Annotated in this window: 17 protein-coding genes; 14 read left to right on the forward strand and 3 right to left on the reverse strand. The window is 44.8% G+C overall.

The genetic code is table 11. The features are described from left to right. Positions 1-15: 15 nt before the first annotated feature. Entirely contained in the window at positions 16-1,041 is a 1,026-nt protein-coding gene (locus SWOO_RS09540; RefSeq protein ID WP_012324489.1) for an FHA domain-containing protein, read from the reverse strand. A gap of 367 nt (positions 1,042-1,408) precedes the next feature. Here SWOO_RS09540 and SWOO_RS09545 point away from each other — a divergent pair, with 367 nt between their 5' ends. From SWOO_RS09545 to bluB, 4 genes are all read left to right on the forward strand, one after another. Then, entirely contained in the window at positions 1,409-3,613 is a 2,205-nt protein-coding gene (locus tag SWOO_RS09545) for a molybdopterin oxidoreductase family protein (protein ID WP_012324490.1), read from the forward strand. A gap of 35 nt (positions 3,614-3,648) precedes the next feature. Then, positions 3,649-5,697 (forward strand): DmsC/YnfH family molybdoenzyme membrane anchor subunit, encoded by a 2,049-nt coding sequence (locus SWOO_RS09550; protein ID WP_012324491.1) that lies wholly within the window; start codon positions 3,649-3,651, stop codon positions 5,695-5,697. A 211-nt stretch (positions 5,698-5,908) separates the two neighbouring features. Further along, positions 5,909-6,397, forward strand: a complete 489-nt coding sequence (locus tag SWOO_RS09555) for a hypothetical protein (RefSeq protein ID WP_012324492.1) — start codon at positions 5,909-5,911, stop codon at positions 6,395-6,397. Positions 6,398-6,862: 465 nt separating this feature from the next. Then, a complete protein-coding gene (gene bluB / locus SWOO_RS09560; protein ID WP_012324493.1) occupies positions 6,863-7,525 on the forward strand; it encodes a 5,6-dimethylbenzimidazole synthase in 663 nt (220 codons plus the stop codon). 6 nt (positions 7,526-7,531) lie between these two features. On the opposite strand, the gene SWOO_RS09565 is transcribed toward bluB, so the two are convergent. Both SWOO_RS09565 and bioA read right to left on the reverse strand, forming a co-directional pair. Beyond that, entirely contained in the window at positions 7,532-8,245 is a 714-nt protein-coding gene (locus tag SWOO_RS09565; protein WP_012324494.1) for an SDR family NAD(P)-dependent oxidoreductase, read from the reverse strand. A 12-nt stretch (positions 8,246-8,257) separates the two neighbouring features. Beyond that, the gene (bioA, locus tag SWOO_RS09570; RefSeq protein ID WP_012324495.1) at positions 8,258-9,625 is read right to left on the reverse strand and encodes an adenosylmethionine--8-amino-7-oxononanoate transaminase; all 1,368 of its coding nucleotides are present in this window, start codon (positions 9,623-9,625) and stop codon (positions 8,258-8,260) included. A gap of 110 nt (positions 9,626-9,735) precedes the next feature. Between bioA and bioB the strand changes: the two genes are divergently transcribed. The 10 genes from bioB to nirB all read left to right on the forward strand — a co-directional run bounded on the left by bioB (position 9,736) and on the right by nirB (position 21,456). Continuing rightward, entirely contained in the window at positions 9,736-10,800 is a 1,065-nt protein-coding gene (gene bioB / locus SWOO_RS09575; RefSeq protein WP_012324496.1) for a biotin synthase BioB, read from the forward strand. Positions 10,801-10,814: 14 nt separating this feature from the next. Beyond that, positions 10,815-12,017 (forward strand): aminotransferase class I/II-fold pyridoxal phosphate-dependent enzyme, encoded by a 1,203-nt coding sequence (locus SWOO_RS09580; protein ID WP_012324497.1) that lies wholly within the window; start codon positions 10,815-10,817, stop codon positions 12,015-12,017. Positions 12,018-12,065: 48 nt separating this feature from the next. Next, the gene (locus tag SWOO_RS09585; protein WP_012324498.1) at positions 12,066-12,857 is read left to right on the forward strand and encodes a methyltransferase domain-containing protein; all 792 of its coding nucleotides are present in this window, start codon (positions 12,066-12,068) and stop codon (positions 12,855-12,857) included. Between the two features lie 3 nt (positions 12,858-12,860). Continuing rightward, the gene (bioD, locus tag SWOO_RS09590; RefSeq protein WP_012324499.1) at positions 12,861-13,529 is read left to right on the forward strand and encodes a dethiobiotin synthase; all 669 of its coding nucleotides are present in this window, start codon (positions 12,861-12,863) and stop codon (positions 13,527-13,529) included. Between the two features lie 290 nt (positions 13,530-13,819). Further along, positions 13,820-14,680 carry a protease HtpX gene (gene htpX, locus SWOO_RS09595; protein ID WP_012324500.1) on the forward strand — a complete coding sequence of 287 codons (861 nt, stop codon included), beginning with the start codon at positions 13,820-13,822 and terminating at the stop codon, positions 14,678-14,680. A gap of 555 nt (positions 14,681-15,235) precedes the next feature. Continuing rightward, positions 15,236-15,583, forward strand: a complete 348-nt coding sequence (gene cctA / locus SWOO_RS09600) for a tetraheme c-type cytochrome CctA (protein WP_041418072.1) — start codon at positions 15,236-15,238, stop codon at positions 15,581-15,583. A 292-nt stretch (positions 15,584-15,875) separates the two neighbouring features. Next, positions 15,876-16,736 carry a uroporphyrinogen-III C-methyltransferase gene (cobA, locus tag SWOO_RS09605; protein WP_012324502.1) on the forward strand — a complete coding sequence of 287 codons (861 nt, stop codon included), beginning with the start codon at positions 15,876-15,878 and terminating at the stop codon, positions 16,734-16,736. A gap of 19 nt (positions 16,737-16,755) precedes the next feature. After that, positions 16,756-17,871, forward strand: coding sequence for a glycosyl transferase (locus tag SWOO_RS09610; protein ID WP_229377337.1), 1,116 nt, complete (start codon positions 16,756-16,758; stop codon positions 17,869-17,871). Then, on the forward strand, positions 17,872-18,417 hold the full coding sequence (locus SWOO_RS09615) for an ANTAR domain-containing protein (RefSeq protein ID WP_012324504.1): 546 nt from the start codon (positions 17,872-17,874) through the stop codon (positions 18,415-18,417). It begins immediately after the preceding gene. Positions 18,418-18,813: 396 nt separating this feature from the next. Continuing rightward, complete coding sequence (gene nirB / locus SWOO_RS09620; RefSeq protein WP_012324505.1) at positions 18,814-21,456, forward strand: nitrite reductase large subunit NirB; 2,643 nt, start codon at positions 18,814-18,816, stop codon at positions 21,454-21,456. Positions 21,457-21,482: the final 26 nt, after the last annotated feature.

Here is a 21,482-nt window from a genome sequence, read left to right on the forward strand (position 1 = left end):
TGAATGTCAAAACCACTAGTGGTGCCCGTACTGTGTTTGGCTATCGCTTGGAGTGCTCTCCCTATTTTGATGAAGACCACACTCGAGCTTTTGTCCTTTATAGATATTGAAATTTGCACTGCCGAAACGTACTTTTCCAGCCTGTCTTTGGATTATGTATTCGGCATCATTGACGTTGACACTGTCGCTGAACTGTTTTCTGGCTCTGTGGATCTGGATATTAAGGTGGCGGATCTCTATCCCCAAATCTTTGACGAGTTGCTCTGCATAAACCCAGCCCTGCTCAGATTCATCTAATCCTTGCTCCGCGCTTAAGGAGCGGTATCTGGCTAGATTCAATGTTAAATAGTGGTGACTGCGCACATGGAGATCTAATATCGATTCTGGAGTATGTACTTTTAGCTGTGATACCTCTTCATCTAAGCTTAGATAGAAATCAAAGGTGATATCTTCAAGGGTTAATCGAGAGTCCTGCAACGCCTGAGTTAATGGCTCTAGATGGCTAAGGTGCAGTTGCCATTTCTGTTTTTGAAATTCGATAATTTGCCCCTCTGCGAGTATGCAGTTGTCATCGGTTTCACTGTCAATGGATGAGACTTTCCAGTTATCCATCTTTGGGTCATGAAATATGGCTAATTCTGGATTTGAGTGAGGAAGTAGATTGTACTCCTCAAGTGTAATGGCATCATTAAGGTGTTGATTATCTTCTCCAGGCACGGCGTAGGGGATAAGAAGGTCGGCAGGTGCATCGGTATTTTCTAAACAATATTCCTGATGTTCTAAGGAGGCAAAATTAATCTTATCTCCCGCTTTCAGTGGATAGCGCTTATTACTAAAGAGTTTTATCTTATTTAACCAGCAGCCATTTGTGCTGATATCTCGAATAGTCCAGATGCCATCACTCCACTCTATTATCGCATGGATTTTTGATATATCTGAATGACTTATTAGCGTATTTACTGAATAAGCTAAACGTCCAAAACTGTGGTGGGCATAAAGGTAAACTTTAGAGTTTGAATTCGGATCAATGATATACGCCATTTAACTGCTCCCTTTCATAATTAAATAAAGTCCGATTTTATTTAAAGTAAAGGTTAACCCTGAATAACCTTCGCCACCGTTAAATTGTAGCTATCTATTTTACGAACCTCTAATTATAGATATCATTTTATTATTTTCGCTTCTATCTTAACGCGTTAAAAAAACCGTGGCTAGTAATGAAAATAAATTGTAAATAAAGTGGTGGCTTTTTATTGTCAAAGTCGCACCAAAACAAGGCAGTGGCACTGTTATTGTCCAAGTTCTTACACTCTATTTTTTATATCTGGTTGATTTAAATATATTAAATGATTGGCATAACTAGTGCAAAGTTAAGGGTAAATAAACCTTAGCTGTATCTGGAGTGCTGATGTTGTTTGGTCGAAAAAATAGAAAGCCCATTGTGATCCCAAGTAAGCAAGTTGCGAAGTGGAAATACACTACGTGTAATTATTGCTCTACAGGCTGCTCTATTGAGATAGGCTTGAATGAGCATAATAAGATAGTGACAACTCGTGGTCATGCAGGGGCCGATGTTAATCGAGGTAAGCTATGTATTAAGGGGATCCTTGAACATGAGCTATTTGAAAGTCCGGGCCGAGGCAGTGCACCGCTTGTTCGTAATCAACATTTCGAGGAGTTCGAGGAAAGTTCTTGGGATCATGCCTTAGATACGACTGCGAGCAAGATAAAGCAGATCCAAGCCGAGTATGGACGTGATGCATTTGCCATTGTCTCTTCGGGTCAGCTATTAACTGAAGAGTTCTACACCTTAGGCAAGCTTGCTCGTGGCGTGATTGGCACCAATAATTATGATGGCAACACGACTTTGTGTATGGCATCGGCGGTGAGTGGTTATAAGCGCTCCTTTGGCGCCGACGGGCCACCGGGTTGCTATGAAGATTTCGAACACACTCACTGTTTAATGGCCTTTGGCTCTAACCTTCCTGAGCAGCACCCCATCATCTATTGGCGTCTAAAAGAGGCGTTAGAGAAGCGTCACTTCCCGCTCATTGTTGTCGACCCTAGAGTGACTATGCTGGCGCAGTTTGCTGATATTCACCTGCCTATTACGCCGGGAACCGATTGTGTACTGATTAATGCCATGCTGCATGTGATCATCAAAGAGGGTTTGCAAGATCAAACCTATATTGATGCCCATACTCAAGGCTTTGAAGCAGTCAAAGCGCTTGTTGGTGCATATAGCCCAGAAATTGCTCAGCATATCTGCGGCATCGATGAAGACACCATACGCAATGTGGCGAGGCTGTACGCTAATGCGCCGGCTGCGATGAGTATCTGGACCATGGGGATCAATCAATCAACCCATGGCTCCGACGGTGTCGCGAACATCAATAACCTCAATATGCTCACCGGTAACATAGGCAAGCCAGGCGGCACTAGTTTATCGATAACCGGTCAGTGTAACGCCATGGGTACCCGAGAGTGGTCATCATGTTCTGGGCTACCCGGTTACCGTTATTTGGAAAATAGGGCTGACCGAGATGAGATCGCGGCGTTTTGGGGGATTGATCCAGACTTTTTTCCAGAAAAGCGTGGTTTGGCCGAGACCGATATTTTTCCCGCAATAGAAACTGGCGAGATTAAAGGCTTGTGGATTGTGGCCACGAATCCGATGACCTCAATGCCAAATACACCACGAATACGTAAGGCGTTAGAGAAGTTAGATTTTTTGGTGGTTCAAGATGTATATCAGGATGTTGAAACCAATCAATATTCCCATGTGTATCTTCCTGCGTCTGTGTGGGCAGAGAAAGAGGGCACCCATACCAATACCGAGCGCAGAGTCAATCTCATTAGCAATGTGTTACCTCCCTATAAAAACTCTAAACCGGATTTTTGGATCTTTAATCAACTGGCGAAACGCTTTGAGAATGGTCAGATGATCCATTTTCCTGAGACGCCAGAGGGGGCATTTGAGGAGATGAAATACCTGTCTAAAGGTAAGTTGCCACACGGCGCACCGCGTAACCTAGATATTTCGGGGATGAGCTATGCAAAAATTGCCGCCGCTAAAGGGATACAGTGGCCATTTCGAGAAACGGATGAGGGGTTAAAGGGGGGAGCTAGGCTCTATAGCGATGGCGTATTTGCCACGCAAACGGGCAAGGCGAACCTTATTCCTGTGGATTTTTACAATAATAATGAGCAGCCCTGTGATGAGTATCCTTTTTGGCTTAATAGTGGCCGTGTGGTTGAGCATTTTCATACCCGTACCCGTACAGGAAAGATAGGTAACTGTAATAAGTTCAGCCCAACCGCCTATATGGAGATGAATCCAGATGCGGCGAATGCATTAGGGGTTAAACATCAAAGCTATGTGCGTTTAACCAGCCGTCGAGGCGATGCGGTTGTGATGGTGCAGCTAACACAGAGAGTGCCGCGTAATATGGTCTTTATCCCTTTTCATTATCACGATTGCGTAAACAGGCTGACACTCGGCTTACTCGATCCCTACTCCCGTCAGCCAGCCTTTAAACAGTGTGCAACCCGAATTGAGGCGATTGATCAAGTTGAAGCCGCCCGTATCAATGCCGAGCGACGTGCATTTTGATTTGTAAACCGCAGGGTGAATTTAAGGACATAGTGATGAGTATAGAAAACATAGAAGAGCCAAAAATAACAGCTAGCATCAAGAAAGTTGATGTCGATCTGTATATCCCTGAGCAGGCAACGAGTACAAGTTCAAAAAAAGAGACGGCCTCAAATAGAGCTGAGGAGAATAAAGAGCAACAGGGACGCTCAAATCACTGGGAAGTGAGAACAGATGAGCAAGCTTATGCTTATTTGCCAAAAACAGAAAGTGAAATTGAAAATCGTTACGGCAAGCGAATTGATCTTGTTGAGTTGACCGATAAACCGGTAGGTCGCTCCATGTTTATTAATGACAACCCGCAAGTTGGCACTAATTCAGATCGTAATAAACAGCATGGGTTTTTCTTTACCGCCGATAACTGTATCGGCTGTCATGCCTGTGAGTCAGCCTGTTCTGAGAAGAATGATAATCCTGCGCACTTGGCATTTCGCTCTGTAGGGTATGTGGAGGGGGGCTCATACCCAGATTATAAACGGATGAATATCTCCATGGCCTGTAACCATTGTGATGATCCGGTGTGTTTAAAAGGGTGTCCAACGAGGGCATACACCAAACATGCGGAGTATGGCGCTGTATTGCAAGACCCTGAGACCTGTTTTGGTTGCGGTTACTGCACTTGGGTTTGCCCCTACAATGCACCTCAGTTAGATCCAGTAAAAGGGCAGGTATCTAAATGTAATATGTGTGTCGATAGGCTCGAAGTTGGACTTAAGCCTGCTTGTGTGTCGGCGTGTGTGGGTAACGCGCTCGATTTTGGCGTGATAGAGAATACACCAGAGAACAGAGAGCAGTGTAAAACCGCTATACCTGGCTTTCCATCTCCTGAGATCACCCATCCCAATATTCGTTTTCAGCAGACAAAAACACTACCTGATGAGCTGACTCGCACTGACAATATGCCAGTTAAATACCATAAGGATCCCCAAGGTCATTATCAGCCTGTGGTGGATCAAAAGGTGGGTAAGCAAAAACATTGGAATCTGCAAAAGTTAAACAGTCGAGAAAACCCTCTGGTGCTATTTACCTTGTTGGCGCAAGCTGCACTGGGGGCATTTATCATTCCATTTTTAGGGGCACTAGCAGGCATAGAGATGTTTGAGGTATTTATCGGCTCTAACTTCTTCCTGCCATTGGTGTTACTTTCAATTGTGCTGATGTCACTGGGCTTATTTATGAGTGTGACTCACTTAGGCAAACCTTTTCGTTTTTACCGAGGTTTTAATAATCTGCGTTACTCACCCATGAGCCGCGAAGGTTTTGGTTTAGCGATGTTCTCAGCAGGCCTTGGAGTGACTTCACTGTTACTTTTACCAAGCAATGCGTGGGTTATCAGCTCAATAAACCAGCTAATTGGGGTTGATTTATCTGCGTCAGTATCAGGATTAACCTTAAAGCCTTGGGTGCTTGGATTTGGGGGATTTGCGACCCTTGCTGGATTAGCAGGCCTCTATTATATGAACCAGTGTTATCAAATTAAGGCCAGACCCTTCTGGAATCATTGGCAAACAGTAACAAGCTTTGTGGGTAACAGCTTGTCTTTAGGCGTTATGGTCAGTGGTGCAGTTTTACTCATCTCAATCGACGTTGAGGGGGCAGGTTTCTCTGATGCACTGCAGATACTTGGGCTAATATTTGTGCTGGGACAAATGATAGAGGCGGTTGGCTTGATTGGGCACAATATGATGCTTAATCGAAGTGAAAATGAAGGCGGGGCGGCTCACTATGTCCAATGCACTACATTTGGTAAAACCTATCTGCTACGTAACTATCTGCTAGGTTTTAACCTCTTTATGGGGTGTGGTTTACTGATGACTGCTCAGGTGCAAGATGTGAGTGAGCCCATCACTGTTGCAGTCTGGTTGAGCTTAAGTTTAGTCAATATTGTGACTGCAGTTATCGGCAGGGCGCTATTTTATAATCTCGTGATCCCGACGACGATGCCTGGTGCTTTTTTCTGGAAGAACAAAGGGTTTGAGCAACACGCAAGGGATGTAGGACTGGCTGATAATCCAGCTTGCGGTGTCGCGCCTTTAGCTCATTAATGTTCGTTGAATCTATTGGTTCAACTATTGTTGGCAGATTGACTCATTTAAGTTGTACAAGATTGCTGATTGGCACTCGATCGATATCAATAAATCAGGTATCTTGGAATATATCTAAGCTTTATAACCTGTTATCAATTGATTCGTCGACGACAATATGCTGAATTGGGTCTACATTTAGTTGATAAGAACAATAGCCAAGGATAAAAGAATGAACGTAGAGTTAATCGGAAATTTTGTTGGCCTCACTCTGGCTCATACTGGTTTTATTGGTAGTGGACAAAATGGTGAGCTGATGGTCCCTTACCTTATCTTACAGTCTGGCGCTAAAAGAGAGGTGCAAAATTTTGAAGCTGCCACTCAGCAAGAAGCGATAGAGCTGGCGCATAAAGCGATTGAGGAGCAACAAGACTCTGTGGACGCATGGTCTTATGCTCAAGAGGGGGTTGTAGAGCTTGAGGATGGCACTAAACAGGATGTTTATCTGATTAAGGCTTGGTCAAATGAGCTTGCTCAACCTGTTCAACTTTACCAAAGATGTCAATCTAGCCCCTTTAAGCTTATCGGTAATATACAGATATTAAATTTTGAAGAAGCGGGCTTTAGCATGGAAGATGCAGATACCTTTATGAATGCCCTTAATAATGGGATCTTGTCTCATAAAAGCGCTAATGAGAATTGGGAAAGCTGGTTTGAATAGTTAAAACCCTATGCTTGTTTGATGCCTGTTGGGGCTATATACCCAAACAACTTCAAGATGCAGGATTCAGCATGTCGAGAAGTGACAGAGTTCAAGGCATGAAATAGTAGGACTAGTTATTCTAATTCAATATTTCATAACGCAGAAAAATGTTGCTTCTCGCCATGCCCTTCGGGAGTTCCCGTAGAATCCCTACACTGCGTTAGTGATATCAACAAGGGAGTAACCATTACCTTCAATCACTGCCTTGTTTAGCTATCCTACGGGGGCTCTGAAACGAGCATCTTGAGGTCGCTTGGGTATAGAGTGGAGATGAACAGCTACATGTGAGCTAATGAACCAACACCACTTCTTAGCCCCGGATTTCAACCAAATGATCATATCGAGTCTTTATTATAAAGTCCTCGCACTCTTGCTGTCCCCGTATGATAATCTACATCACCTCTTCCTTGTTACTTCTTAGTGATGAAAATAACCGAAAACGAACGTGATGCTGTCTATAAAACTATTTTTGCTCGACGAGATGTTCGTGGCGAATTCTCCTCTGAGCCGATCCCTGAAGATGTGTTGCATAGAGTATTAACCGCTGCTCATCATGCACCTAGCGTCGGTTTTATGCAGCCTTGGGATTTTGTACTGGTTAATGAGCTGGAAACGAAAAAGAAGATAAAGGCTGGCTTTGATAGTGCCAATCATGAATCTGCAGAACAGTTTAATGATGACAAAGCGGTTCAATACCGACAACTAAAATTAGAGGGGATACTTGAAGCGCCGCTGGGTATCTGTGTGACCTGCGATCGACACCGCAATGGCCCAACTGTTTTAGGTCGTACAATTAAAGCTGAGATGGATCTATATAGCAGTGTGTGTGCTGTACAGAATCTTTGGCTAGCAGCCAGAGCAGAAAATCTAGGTGTCGGTTGGGTGAGTATTCTTCATGACTCAGTACTAAGAGATGCACTTAACATCCCTGAAGAGATTGAGATCATCGCCTATCTGTGTGTCGGCTACGTTTCCCATTTCAAAGATAAGCCGGAATTAGAAACCTTAGGTTGGCAGCCTAGACGTGATGTTAACTCTGCAATTCATTACGGCACCTGGTCTAGATCTGCGGACACAGATGCCTAACAAGACTCACAGCTTAGCTAAGGCGATGGGGGTACAATCAATATCGAGTTGGGGAAGCTGAGCGCCTTTGCCTAACGAGAGGATATAAGCAACGGCGTTAACTAAATCATCAGTCTGTATCTTATCTTGGTTTGCAATTCGCCCATCATCAGTCATCTCAGTATTAACCACACTGGGGCAGAGACAGGAGACCTTAACATTGTGGGGAAGCAGGTGTTTATACAAACTTTCACTGTAACTGATAAGGGCGGCTTTGGTCGCTGCGTATGCACCAATTTTAGGTAAGTGGCTTTTGCCAGCTAAAGAGGCAATATTGATAATATAGCCGGAGCGCGCTTGTTTCATCTGCTCGCTAATGGCATTTGTGAGTACCATTGTAGAGATGCAGTTGACGGAAAACAGTGTGCTAAGTGTGGCAGCTGAAGCGTGTTCGAACTCAATACTAAGGACGCCTGCGCTATTAACCAGTATATCAATGTTCGAATGCTTCTTGGTTATCGTCTGAGCGACACTCTCTACTGCCGCGCTATCACTAAAATCGACAGCAATGGTTTCTATGCTGATGTTTGCATTTATTTTTAGTAGTCCCTGCTTAGCCGAGGCTAAATTACTGGCTGTTTTTGCCATTAAGATCAGGCTAAACCCCATCTGAGCAAACTTTTCAGCGATGGAATAGCCGATCCCGCGGCTACCTCCAGTGATAATTGCTAATTTTGACATGATGACTCCTGACTAACCGTGGCTAATAAACTCTGCTTGATCACCGCAGGTTAAGATACTTTTGGCCACTATTTTCATTGCACTGGTTAATTTAGTTAACTGCTCTGCAGAGATAACATAGGGAGGCATGATGTAGATAAGGTTGGAAAACGGCCTTATCCAGACACCGAGGTCGACAAACTGCTGCTGTAATTCAGCGGTATTGACGCTCGAGTTCATCTCTATTACACCAATTGCCCCCAATACACGCACATCTTTAACCTGTGGATATTCAATGGCCTCGGCAAGTTCACTTTGTAACTGACGCTCAATGTTACTGACTTGGGCTTGCCACTCATTACGTGAGAGAAGATCTAAGCTGGCGCAAGCGGCAGAGCAGGCCAGTGGGTTACCCATAAATGTTGGGCCATGCATGAACACGCCAGCAGGCGAGTCGCTGATCCCCTGAGCAACCTCGTCGCTACATATAGTTGCGGCGAGTGAGATATAACCGCCTGTGAGGGCTTTACCTAAACAGAGAATGTCGGCTTCAACGGCTTTTCCATCATGGGTGGCGTGCTCATAGGCAAATAGCTTACCCGTACGTCCAAAGCCTGTTGCTATCTCATCGAGTATTAAAAGCACATTAAACTCATCACATAGCTGACGTAAACCCACTAAATATTGAGGGTGATAAAAGCGCATACCTCCAGCACCCTGTAAAACTGGCTCTAAGATAACAGCTGCTATCTCATTGCCCTGTGAGGAAAGTTTTGCCCGCATCTCATCGAGTTCACTGTTATCGAATGGCTGGCCAAATTGAGTTTGGGGGGCACTGACAAATTCATGTTGAGTAACAGAATCACCAAACATGGTGTGCATACCACCTTCGGGATCGCACACGCTCATGGCGGCAAATGTGTCACCGTGATAACCACATTTTACTGTTAGTATGCGCTGTTTCTGTGGCTGGTTACGCCCTTGCCAATACTGTAAAGACATCTTAAGCGCGACCTCAACAGCAATAGAGCCTGAGTCGGCTAAAAATACTTTCGTGAGGTTATCGCTGGTCATATTCACCAGCTTTTTTGACAGTTCAATTGCTGGCTGGTGGGTGATCCCACCAAACATGACATGGCTCAGCTTGTGTAGCTGCTCCTGCATTGCATTGACTATTGTAGGGTGACTATAACCATGAACGCAGGCCCACCAAGAGCTAGTACCATCGACAAGTTGGCGTCCATCATCCAGTGTCAGCTCACACTCTTTTGCCGATATCACGCCAAACGCAGGAAGGGCGTGACTCATTGAAGTGTAAGGATGCCAGATATGTTGCTTGTCAAATTCAAAGTCTATTGAACTGTTATTGGCGGTGATTGTAGAGTTGATATAGTTGTTCATAAAGTAACCGTTAGTAAACCATTTTATCTGGTTGGCGTTGACAGATTACGGTCTACAGGTATCCTAAGCAAGATAAAAACTAATTATATTGAGTTGAAAGGGTAAGTTAAATGTCGGAAATACAGCTGCGTCACGACTGGAAACGCGATGAGATTGAAGCACTTTTTGCTTTGCCTATGAATGACTTACTTTTTGAAGCTCATTCAATCCATCGTCAGGTATACGATCCAAACGAAGTTCAGATCAGTCGTTTGTTGTCGATAAAAACCGGCGCTTGTCCTGAAGATTGTAAATATTGCCCTCAGAGTGCTCGTTACGATACTGGCCTTGAGAAAGAGCGTCTCATTGAGATTGAGAAGGTATTGACCGAAGCAAGAAGTGCTAAAGCGGCTGGTGCATCTCGGTTCTGTATGGGCGCTGCGTGGCGTAACCCTCACGCTCGAGATATGCCTTACCTTAAAGATATGGTGCGTGAAGTAAAATCCATGGGAATGGAAACCTGCATGACCTTAGGCATGTTATCACCCGATCAAGCAGGAGAGCTTGCCGAGGCGGGATTAGATTACTACAACCATAATTTAGATACTTCACCTGAATATTACGGTGACATCATTACTACACGTACCTATCAAGACAGATTAGATACCTTGTCGAATGTACGCGCTGCTGGCATGAAAGTCTGCTCCGGTGGGATTGTGGGAATGGGCGAGCAGGCCACCGACCGCTCAGGTCTTCTGCAGCAGTTGGCTAATATGGAGCAGCACCCTGACTCAGTGCCAATTAACATGCTAGTTAAAGTGGCTGGGACGCCATTTGAGAATCTTGAGGATCTCGACCCATTGGTGTTTGTCAGAACCATTGCTGTCGCACGTATCTTGATGCCCCATTCAAGGGTTCGCTTGTCGGCAGGTCGTGAAAAAATGAGTGATGAGATGCAAGCGATGTGTTTCTTCGCTGGGGCTAACTCGATATTTTATGGGTGTAAACTACTGACCACAAATAACCCTGAAGAGAATGAAGATATGACCCTGTTTAAGCGTCTTGGTCTGCATCCTGAGCAGGGTAAGTATGCCACCATCGAAGATGATAAGGCTGTATTTGAGAAGGCAACGGCTAAAGCTAATGCGATTAAAGATAAACAAAGTTCTGCTTTTTATGATGCCGCAGCGCTTTAACGGATTGGCACTTTGTGACGAATAAATCCCTAGATGCATTAAGTTGCGATCGCGTCTCTTTATCGCAAAAGATCGAGATTAGACAAGCTCAGCTTAAAGAGGCTGGGCTGCTGAGACAAAGAGAGAAGTTGAGTGTTACTCGTGGTGGCAGTGATAAGCCTGCCATGCTTTTTTCTGTTGAGGGCGTTGACTATCTTAATTTCAGTAGTAACGATTACCTTGGGTTATCTCAATCATCTGAGCTTGTTGAGGCGTTAAACCTCAGCGCTAACGACTATGGCGTGGGTAGCGGATCATCCCCCTTAGTGACAGGATACAGTCAAGCGCACCAACAGCTTGAGCAGCGTCTTTGTCAAATCACAGGCCATGAGGCGGGTTTACTTTTCTGTTCAGGCTTTAGTGCTAACACAGCCTTAATGAAGACCCTGTTCGATGCCAGTGATAATGTCGTGGCGGATAAACTGATCCACGCTTCGATTATTGATGGTTTGGGTGACAGTAAGGCTAGACTCAAACGTTTTTTACATAACGATCTGCAAAGCGCAGAACGGCTGCTGTTGAAGTATCAGCCTCAAGCCTTAGTGACAGAAAGTATCTTCAGTATGGATGGCGACAGGGCGCCGCTGCAAGCGCTGTCAGAGCTTTGTCATCAGCACGAAGCTTGGTTGATTGTTGATGATGCCCATGGTTTTGGTATTGATGCCGCGCTGGCTAATAAAGCTTGCGCAGTGAACGCCTCTCTTGTTGATATTCAAGTTGTGACCTTTGGTAAAGCGCTAGGCTGTCAAGGTGCTGCGATTCTTGGTAGCCAAGCACTTATCGACTTTTTGGTGGCCAATGCTCGTGAATATATCTATTCGACGGCGCTTTCCCCCACATCGGCAAGTCTTGCACTTGCTGCTGTCAATTTAACCCAAACGTCCATACAGCCTGCAATGACCTTGGCTGATAATATTGCCTATTTTAGACAAAGCTGCGCCACGGCTCAGCTGAATTTAAGTGGATCAGTTACACCTATCCAACCTCTGATTATTGGTGATGCTGATAGAACCTTAAAAGTGGCGGCAGATTTGAAAAATTCTGGCGTGTGGGTAGGGGCAATTCGGCCACCCACAGTGCCTAAAGGAAGTGCAAGATTAAGGATCACTATCACAGCCTTGCATACCCGTAGCGACATTGACAAATTAGTGAGCGCGTTAGTATTGGCTCTGGAGTAGAATCCAATCAATGCTGAGTTTAATTATTAGATGAGTGTGTAATTAAAGATGAAACCCGAAGTAGTCATAGATGGGGTTAACAAGATAAGCGACACTAATATCGTTGCTGAGCGTTTCTCTGCTGCAGCAAAAACATACTCCCGCCATAACTGTTTGCAAAAGCGTTCAGCGCAAGGCTTACTCAAAGAGATGAGTCCTTGCGGTGTCCTGCTCGATATCGGTTGTGGACCGGGTACAGACTTTAGTCATTTTAAACGCGTAGTGGAGGTTATTAGCCTCGATATCGCGCCAGGCATGCTCGAGCAGTTGTCCATTAACTTCCCGTCTTATACAACTATCTGCGCCGATGCTAAAGCGATCCCTCTGCCTGAGAATAGTGTTGATACTGTGTATTCCAATCTCGCATTGCAGTGGTGTGACGATCTTCAACAGTCTTTTAAAAGTACTGGGGCGGCATTAAAGTCTGGAGGTGATTACTATCTCTCTGTTGTGGCCGAGGGCAGTTTACCTGAACTGGTCGAGCTGGGTTTTAGGGTGAATAGCTTCAGAAGTATGACCGATATCGTTTCACAGTTTGATCCTGAGTTTTGGTTAGTTAAGTCAGCCAAGCTTGAACCTATTACGGTTTATTTCGATGATTTAAAATCTTTGCTCTACTCCATTAAAGGGGTAGGGGCGTCGATAGTATCAGATGAGAAAAGTTCAGAGCAGAACTTGAGTCACGGCATTCGCGGCCGAGAAGATTGGAAAGAGCGGTTAGCGAGGGCGGAGTGCATACGCCAAGCTAAAGGACTTCCTTTGACCTACCATATTGCGCAGCTCCATGTAGAGAGACGATAACTGATGATCTATTTTGTGACAGGTACAGATACTGATTGTGGGAAAACCTTTATCTCATCGGCGCTACTTTGCAAAGCTGCGAGCCAAGGACGAGCGAGCTTAGGGCTTAAGCCTATTGCTTCGGGTTGCGAGGAGACTGAGCTGGGGCTGAGAAACAGTGATGCCTTGAGTTTAATAGCGCAATCCACTATCGAGCTAGATTACGAGCAAGTTAATCCTGTCTCCTTTAAACCTGCTATTGCGCCTCATATTGCCGCTATGCAAACTAGTGTTGATATCTCTCCTGATACAGTGATTAAGCATCTGTCACCGACACTGTCCTTAGTCAATGAGACGGACTTTTGTTTGGTTGAGGGGGCTGGTGGCTGGCGATTGCCTCTGGGAGAGGGAGCATTTCTTTCTCAAGCCGTTCAATCACTCTCGCTTCCGGTAATCTTAGTCGTGGGGGTTAAGTTAGGCTGTTTAAACCATGCTGTTTTGACTCAGGAGGCAATACTGGCCGATGGTCTAGAGATCGCTGGTTGGGTTGGCAACATTGTTGATGCAGACACCTCATGCATCGAAGAGAACTTGGCCAGTCTTCATCAGCTAATGTCATCTCCCTGTTTAGGTGTGGTCCCACATCTGTCTAATGGCTCTGCTGAAGAGGCAGCAAAATACCTGACAATCTAGCTTAGCTCTCAGGTGTTACAGTCCAGTACTTCTGAATCTTGCTTCTCTAATTAACAAAATTTAATGCCCTTTATATTATTGCCAAGCTAGGGCTCTGCTTTTTTTAAGACTGGCTTAATATAAGGCTTTTAGACTGCTTTCTCTTTAATTTACAACTAATTTTAAGTGAGCTGAACTTGTTCAGTTGACACTATTTTTGACTTTCTCACTTGAATTATCGCTTTTAGGACATATTATGTCTTCAAGAACGCAAAAATCTGGTATTCAGTACCCAACAGGAGCTTAACTAAATGCGTATTTTTTTATTGATTGCTACCAATATGGCAATCTTACTTGTGGCCTCTATTGTGATGTCACTTCTAGGGGTTAACACTTCAACCATGGGCGGACTGCTTGTATTCGCCGCGATTTTTGGTTTCGGTGGCGCCTTTATTAGTTTGGCAATCTCAAAGTGGATGGCTAAAAAAACCATGGGTTGTGAAGTGATAACAGCCCCTCGTGATAACACTGAGCGTTGGTTGGTTGAAACCGTTGCTCGTCAAGCCGAGCAAGCTGGCATTAAGATGCCAGAAGTGGCTATCTACCAGTCAGAAGAGCTGAACGCATTTGCGACAGGCCCAAGCAAAGATAATGCACTGGTTGCCGTCAGTAGCGGATTGCTTTATGGCATGAGCCAAGATGAGATTGAGGGTGTACTTGCTCACGAAGTAAGCCATGTTGCTAACGGTGATATGGTGACCTTAACCCTTATTCAAGGTGTAGTGAACACCTTCGTAATCTTCGCGGCCCGTGTTGTTGCCGGTATTATCGATAACTTTGTGTCGAGTAATGACGAAGAGGGTGAAGGCCTAGGCATGTTCGCATACATGGGGGTTGTCTTTGTTCTGGATATGCTATTTGGTATTCTCGCTTCTATGATCGTGGCTTACTTCTCTCGTATTCGTGAGTTTAAAGCCGATGAAGGCGCTGCTAAACTTGCCGGTAAAGAGAAGATGATTGCCGCGCTTGAGCGTTTACGTCAAGGGCCTGCAACAGGTGCCATGCCTGCCCAAATGTCTGCATTAGGCATTAACGGCAAAAAGTCTATGTCTGAACTAATGATGAGCCATCCTCCATTAGAGAAGCGTATTGCAGCACTGCGTAACAGCTAAGAGCCAATGGTGGAGCTTGTATCAGAACTAATGATGTCAGCACAGCCTCAATTAGAGAAGCGTATTGCGGCACTGCGAAACAGCTAAGAGCCAATGGTGGAGCTTGTATCAGAACTAATGATGTCAGCACAGCCTCCATTAGAAAAGCGTATTGCAGCACTGCGTAACAGCTAAAACCGCTGCAATATTGTTGATTGTTGAATAGAACGGGAGCCTAGGCTCCCGTTTTTTATGTTTAAACTCTAAAAGTGCATAATTATTTAGTTGTAGGAAAAGTGAAAGGGTGGGTACTGCAACTAAAGTTTCATTCTTTTATGTATGAAATAAGTGTGATGTAAGTCACTTTAATTCGTTAATCAAATAGTTAGAAGTATTTTTATTTGATGAATCTCACATATTATCAGAGTTGGAGTTGCTAAGGTTTCGACTATAGTAAGTTGCGAGTTTGCTTATATTTAGCTACTTTATGCATTGTCGTGCTATTACTTTGGGTTGCAAGATGACGTTGACAGTTGATAAAGCGTCACTATGTTGCCCTATAAAGAGGATATTATTGTGAGCAAAAAAATATTAAGTGCGCTGTTTGGTGTAGGTTTAGCTGCACTAGCTTTATCACCAGCTGTGATGGCTGAACCACAAGAGCTTGCTGAGATGCATGCAGAGATGGATGGCTGTGAAGCATGTCATGCAGATGGCGAGCCATCTGCTGATGGAGCTTATGAGTTTGAGCAGTGCCAAAGCTGTCACGGAACACTGGCTGAGATGGACGCTGTTCATCAACCCCATGAAGGCAATCTAACGTGCGCCGATTGCCATGCCCCCCATGACATGAATGTTGGTGACAAGCCAGGATGCGATAGTTGTCATGATGATGGCCGTACATCTGAGTCGACACTTAAATAGTGGTTTTGATGGAGCCATTATGTTGAAATAAAATGCCAGCACTTGCTGGCATTTTTGTGTCTGCAGTCTCTGTTTTCCATGCCTCTGTGAACTTTCTCGTCTTTTTTATGAGCTTTTTTGGTGCAAGGCTTTGCACTCTTGCAGCTCAAACTTAGCAAAAATAGATATCGATTTTTAAAACATCAATATTAATCAGTTAGTTAATTACTGGCATAAGGGTTGCGATAACTTCCCATAAGATTCGTCTTGGTCTAAAGGGGTTATCGGATTTAACTCTAAGAGGGAGTGTTCAGTGAAAACAGCTGATGTGATTAAACTTGATTTAAATCGGTATAGCAGTACTCCACCTAAGGTGGCGATTGTAGGAGCGGGGTGTGGCGAGGTGGAGCTATTGACGTTAAAAGCGGCTCGATATATCTCAAAAGCCGATGTCATTATCTACGACAGTTTAGTGTGTGAGGAGATCCTAACATTAGCATCCTCTCGATGTGCTATGCATTTTGTCGGTAAGCGTTGTGGTCAGCCCAGTGCTAAGCAAGATGAGATAAATGCGCTATTGGTCGCTAGTGCAAGGGGGGGCGGTTTTGTGGTTCGCTTGAAAGGAGGTGATCCGAATATTTTCGGTCGTGGTTGCGAGGAGGCACTTTATCTAGCTGAGAGCGGAATTAAGAGCGAGTTTGTTCCGGGAGTGACGGCGGCACTTGGCTGCGCAGCCAGTGCAGGGATCCCTTTGACACACAGAGGCGTGGCACGCTCTGTGACCTTTGTGACCGGGCGTGTGTTTGATAACAGTGCCCAAAGCTGGAGCGCACTTCTCTGCGCCGAAACAAGCTTAGTTTTTTATATGGGCAAGGAGCAGGCAGGTAACATTGCGAAGGGGCTATTGGCTGCGGGGGCAAGCATTGAGCTACCTATGGCATTTATCACTAATGGCGCTCGAGTAGATCAGGATGTGGTTTACGCCAAATTAGGGAGTATGGCGATGGTGGCGCAGAGACTGGTTGTTGAGGGGCCCACCTTGATAATTGTCGGAGAGGTCGTCAATGTCGCTCAGACACTATCAGAGCTGGTTTTGAGTATTGAAGAGAGAGGTTCACAGCGAGTATCTGAGCATAGTGATAATCAAATGAATCCATCACGTTTGGTGAGGTGATCTTTTGCACGGCACCATTATGACTAATACAAGTATGATGAAAAAGAGCTATCAGGCTTTAGTTAAAGCTTTAGGGCGGGGAACTAAAGGCTCCCGTAGCTTAACGCTTGAGGAGTCAACATTTCTCATAACTGGTTTTTATGATGGTTATGGTACCCGATCTCAATTAGCGACATCCTTGATGTTAATGAGGGTAAGGGGAGAGACAACTGATGAGATTGCTGGGGTTACTTTAGGTATCCAGTCGACAATATCCCCTGAGTGGAAAACCATAGGTGCCAGTATCGATTGGCCCTGTTATGCAGGAAAGCGTGACATGTTACCTTGGCTGCTGCTTGCGGCTAAAGTGTTAGCAAAAGAGGGTGAACGAGTACTGTTACATGGCGATCCCCACTCACTTTCCCATCGTTTACATATTGCTCGTTATGTTGCCTTACTCGGGATCCCCGTTGTTTCATCACCTAAGGAGGCAAAGTCGGCGCTGGACGGCGCTGGGATCTGCTATCTGGATGCCGATCATTTAACGCCTTTAGTTTCGCTATTTCGCTCACTGCACCAAGAATTAGGTTTACGTAGTCTTTTTCAAACCGCGATACGTTGTGTCAATCCTGCCTTTGCGCCTGTGAGCTTACGCAGTTACTTTCATCTAGGTTTAGATACAGTGCATGCCAAGGTGGCTAAATCGGTAGCGCTATTTAATCCAGAGAGTAAAGCGGTGAGAGTGGGAATTTTTAAGGGGGTGCAGGGGGAGACTGAAGTGAACCCAAGGATCGCCACTGAGATCACTATTGTCACGGGTAATAGTCAGCAGGGCTTTGTACTCCCAACGTTATTAGAGGGGGTGATTGGGATAACTAAGTTTACTTCTCAATTAGAAACAGAGCAGATTGCTGAGTTGTTTCTATCTGTTTGGCAGCGGGGTGAGCTTATTTCACATAATGAGTTGATACCGGACACTCAGAGAGTGACTCAATTGGCCATTGCGAGTGTCCTCAGTTCTTTGTCGGCGATATACCTGATTAAGGGGCGTTGTCAGTGTCCTAAAGTTGCAACTCAATTAGCGCTCAAGGCTTGGAACGATAGAGAAAACAAACTTATAGAGCTTGCTAAAAATCCGCTGCTGGAGGAGAGATAGATGAGATTGTTGATTGTCTCTGAGGGGAATAAACTCGACTTTGCTAACGTTTCATCTTATTTGAAAAGTGAGGTTGAATTGCTCATATCTTCAAGTTTAAGCGAACTTGAGCGAATCTCCTTAGATATTGAAAATGATGTCTTGCTGTTATCTGTGACGACTTTCACCCAAAGGGAGTTGGCTTTTCTGCAAAGGTTAATCGCATTTTCGGCTATTCCTCTACTGATAAACGCGCAAAGTTGGCAAGCAGACGATCTTAAAAGCTTGTTAACGTGCGGCCGTGTTACATTCGTGCCAGGCCAGTTAGAGATGAGCCGTTTAAATGACTTACTTGTGTTGGCAAAATTAAGGTACGAACTCGCAGAGCAGCAACTTCAAGAGATCAGTACTCTGCAAGGCTGTTTACAAGAGCAGAAGCAGATGGCGAGAGTAAAGTCTAAGCTTCAGGCTACAGGACTCTCTGAGTCTCAAGCTCACCAACTGCTACAAAAGGAGGCCATGAAGCAAGGGATCCCATTGGCTCAATTGGTAAAGCAGTTTCTTTAATCCTTTATTCTTTAAGTGCAGCTCAAAACAGAACCATTGCTTTAAAGAGTTATCCCTTTAAATGAATTGCCTCTTTAAATGAGCTACTCAATACTTTTCACCACTCCACCGATTTAATTACTTTGCTTTTTTGATATTTGATGAGGTGAACTTCTGCTCACTTGTGGTGCACTGGGACTTAACTTGTGCATAAACTCTATACCTATTTATGATTACCTTTATTTTAAGTTAATAAAAATCAATAAGATATGAATTATTTTTTGTTGGCATAAGCCTCGCATTCCTAATTATAGGTTAACTGAAAATTAGAATGGATTGGCAATGGCGCCATGTTCCCACTGGGGAGCATGGCGCTTTTTTCTTTTTAAAGTAGTAGAAAAAAGTGGGGACAGGTTCATGGGATGCATACAAACGACTCAAGTGCCAGATGCAAGGTTTTGTCGAGATGAAGATGACTTAAAGCCCAAGTTACTGGTTGTGGGTAACGGCATGGTGGGTCACCATTTTATAGAGCAGCTTTGTGAACAAGGCCTTAATGAAAGATATCAAGTGGAGGTATTTGGCGCTGAAAATCTGCCAGCCTATGACAGGGTTCAGCTCTCTAAATATTTTGACTCAGGATCTGCTGACTCTTTGATGTTGGCAAGTGTTGATGCCTATCAAACCAAAGGGGTCTCGCTTCATCTTGGCAAAGAGGTAGTGGGTCTGGATATTGAGAGCAGGCATCTATATACCTCCGGTGATGAGACGTGGCGTTATGACAAATTAGTGCTGGCAACAGGCTCTTATCCTTTTGTACCTCCTATTGAGGGAAAAGATCGTGAAAAGTGTATGGTTTATCGCACCATTGATGATCTGCACGCTATTGAACATGCGGCTAAAGATGCCACCTCTGGCGTGGTGATTGGCGGAGGACTTTTAGGGCTTGAAGCCGCAAATGCCTTGCTGACTTTGGGTTTAGATACTCATGTTGTGGAGTTCGCGCCTCAGTTAATGCCTGTACAACTTAATGACAAGGCCGGTGAGCTACTTTGCCAGAAGATTGAAGCGCTTGGGGTATCTGTTCATACCAGTAAGGCAACAACTGCCATTATTGAGGGGGAGAGCTCAACTCATCGCATGACATTCAGTGATGGTAGTCATTTAGAAACTGACTTAATCGTCTTCTCGGCTGGGATCCGTCCTCAAGATAGCCTAGCAAGAGTCAGTGGCCTTGAGGTTGGTGAGCGTGGTGGGATTGCCATTGATGACTATTGCTTAACCTCAAATGAAGATATCTATGCCATCGGTGAGTGTGCTCTCTGGCAGCAGCAAGTTTTTGGGCTGGTGGCGCCGGGCTATCAGATGGCGCGGACTGTTATCTCTCATCTGTTATCGAGCAGTAAGGGAGCTGACTCAGCTCCTTTTAGTGGCGCAGATATGAGCACTAAGCTTAAGTTGCTAGGGGTTGATGTCGCATCTATTGGCCAAAGCCGAGGCTTTGATAATGCAAAGTTTGTTGAGCTTAGTGACAATCAAGTAGGCACCTATAAAAAGCTTTGGTTGGATGAAACAGGAGGCTACCTAAAAGGGGCTGTGCTAGTCGGTGATGTGACAGATTACAACTTTCTCCTCAATCAATATCTTTCAGGTAGTGCGCTAACAACTCCCGCTATTGAACTGTTTCAACAAGATGCTGATGCCCCTTTAACGCTCAATGATGATGCCGTTATCTGCTCATGCCATCAAGTCACCAAAGCAGACATAGTTGCTAGGGTGATAGAGGGGGATCATTCTCTTGCGGCCATTAAAGGTTGCACCAAAGCGGCATCGGGCTGTGGAGGCTGTAGTGCCCTGGTCCAGCAGGTGATCACTCAAACCATGGAGTCTCAAGGTCTTGAGGTCTCTAAAGGGATATGTTGTCACTTTGAGCATGACAGACAATCACTGTTTCATCTATGCCAAGTTGAGTCTATTACTAATTTCTCCTCTTTGATAAAACGTCATGGAAAAGTGGGGACGAGCCAACTCGGAATTGGATGCGATATCTGTAAACCCCTAGCGGCATCGATTTTTGCCACCCTTGAGAATGAGTATGTTCTCAATCAGCAGCATGCCAACTTGCAAGACACTAATGACGCTTATCTGGGCAATTTACAAAAAGATGGCTCATATTCTGTGGTCCCTCGCATTGCTGGGGGAGAGATAAGCCCTGATAAATTGATAGCTCTAGGTGAGATAGCCAAAAAGCATGACTTGTATACTAAGATAACCGGTGGACAGCGTATCGATCTCTTTGGCGCACAGCTCTCCGAGCTTCCCATGATCTGGCAGGAGTTAGTGGATCAGGGGTTTGAAACTGGCCATGCTTACGGCAAGTCACTTCGAACAGTGAAATCCTGTGTCGGCAGCACTTGGTGCCGATATGGTGTACAAGACTCGGTGGGTTTAGCGATAGCCCTTGAGAATCGCTATAAAGGCTTGAGATCGCCACACAAGTTAAAGTTTGCGGTATCGGGTTGTACTCGAGAGTGTGCAGAAGCGCAGAGTAAAGATATTGGCATTATTGCCAGCGATAAAGGCTGGAATCTTTATGTTGGTGGCAATGGAGGGATGAGGCCAAGACATGGGGATCTGTTTGCAACCGATCTTAGCACCAAAGAGTTAGTGCGCTTTATCGATCGGATCTTGATGTTTTATTCCAAAACAGCTGCACGTTTGCAGCGTACCTCTGTTTGGCTTGAATCCCTCGAAGGTGGGCTAGCCTATCTTCAATCTGTGATTATCGATGACAGCTTAGGTCTGACATCAGAGCTTGAGAGCCATATGGAGAAAGTGGTTACTAGCTATCAATGTGAGTGGAAAACCAGTCTAGAGAGTCCAGAGTTTTTATCTCGATTTAGTGAATACGTAAATCCTGAACAGATGCCTGCATTTGAGTTAGAGCGGTATCGATACAGTCGTGGCCAACGTTTCCCTGCTTCCACACCTGACAGAATTCCTTTGATCAATATTCCTCTTAGTGAAGATGTTCAATTGGCTGAATTAAATGAAGTTTAACTATGTGGCAGGATGCGAAAAGGAGA

Source organism: Shewanella woodyi ATCC 51908 (assembly GCF_000019525.1).
GTDB classification, from domain to species: domain Bacteria; phylum Pseudomonadota; class Gammaproteobacteria; order Enterobacterales; family Shewanellaceae; genus Shewanella; species Shewanella woodyi.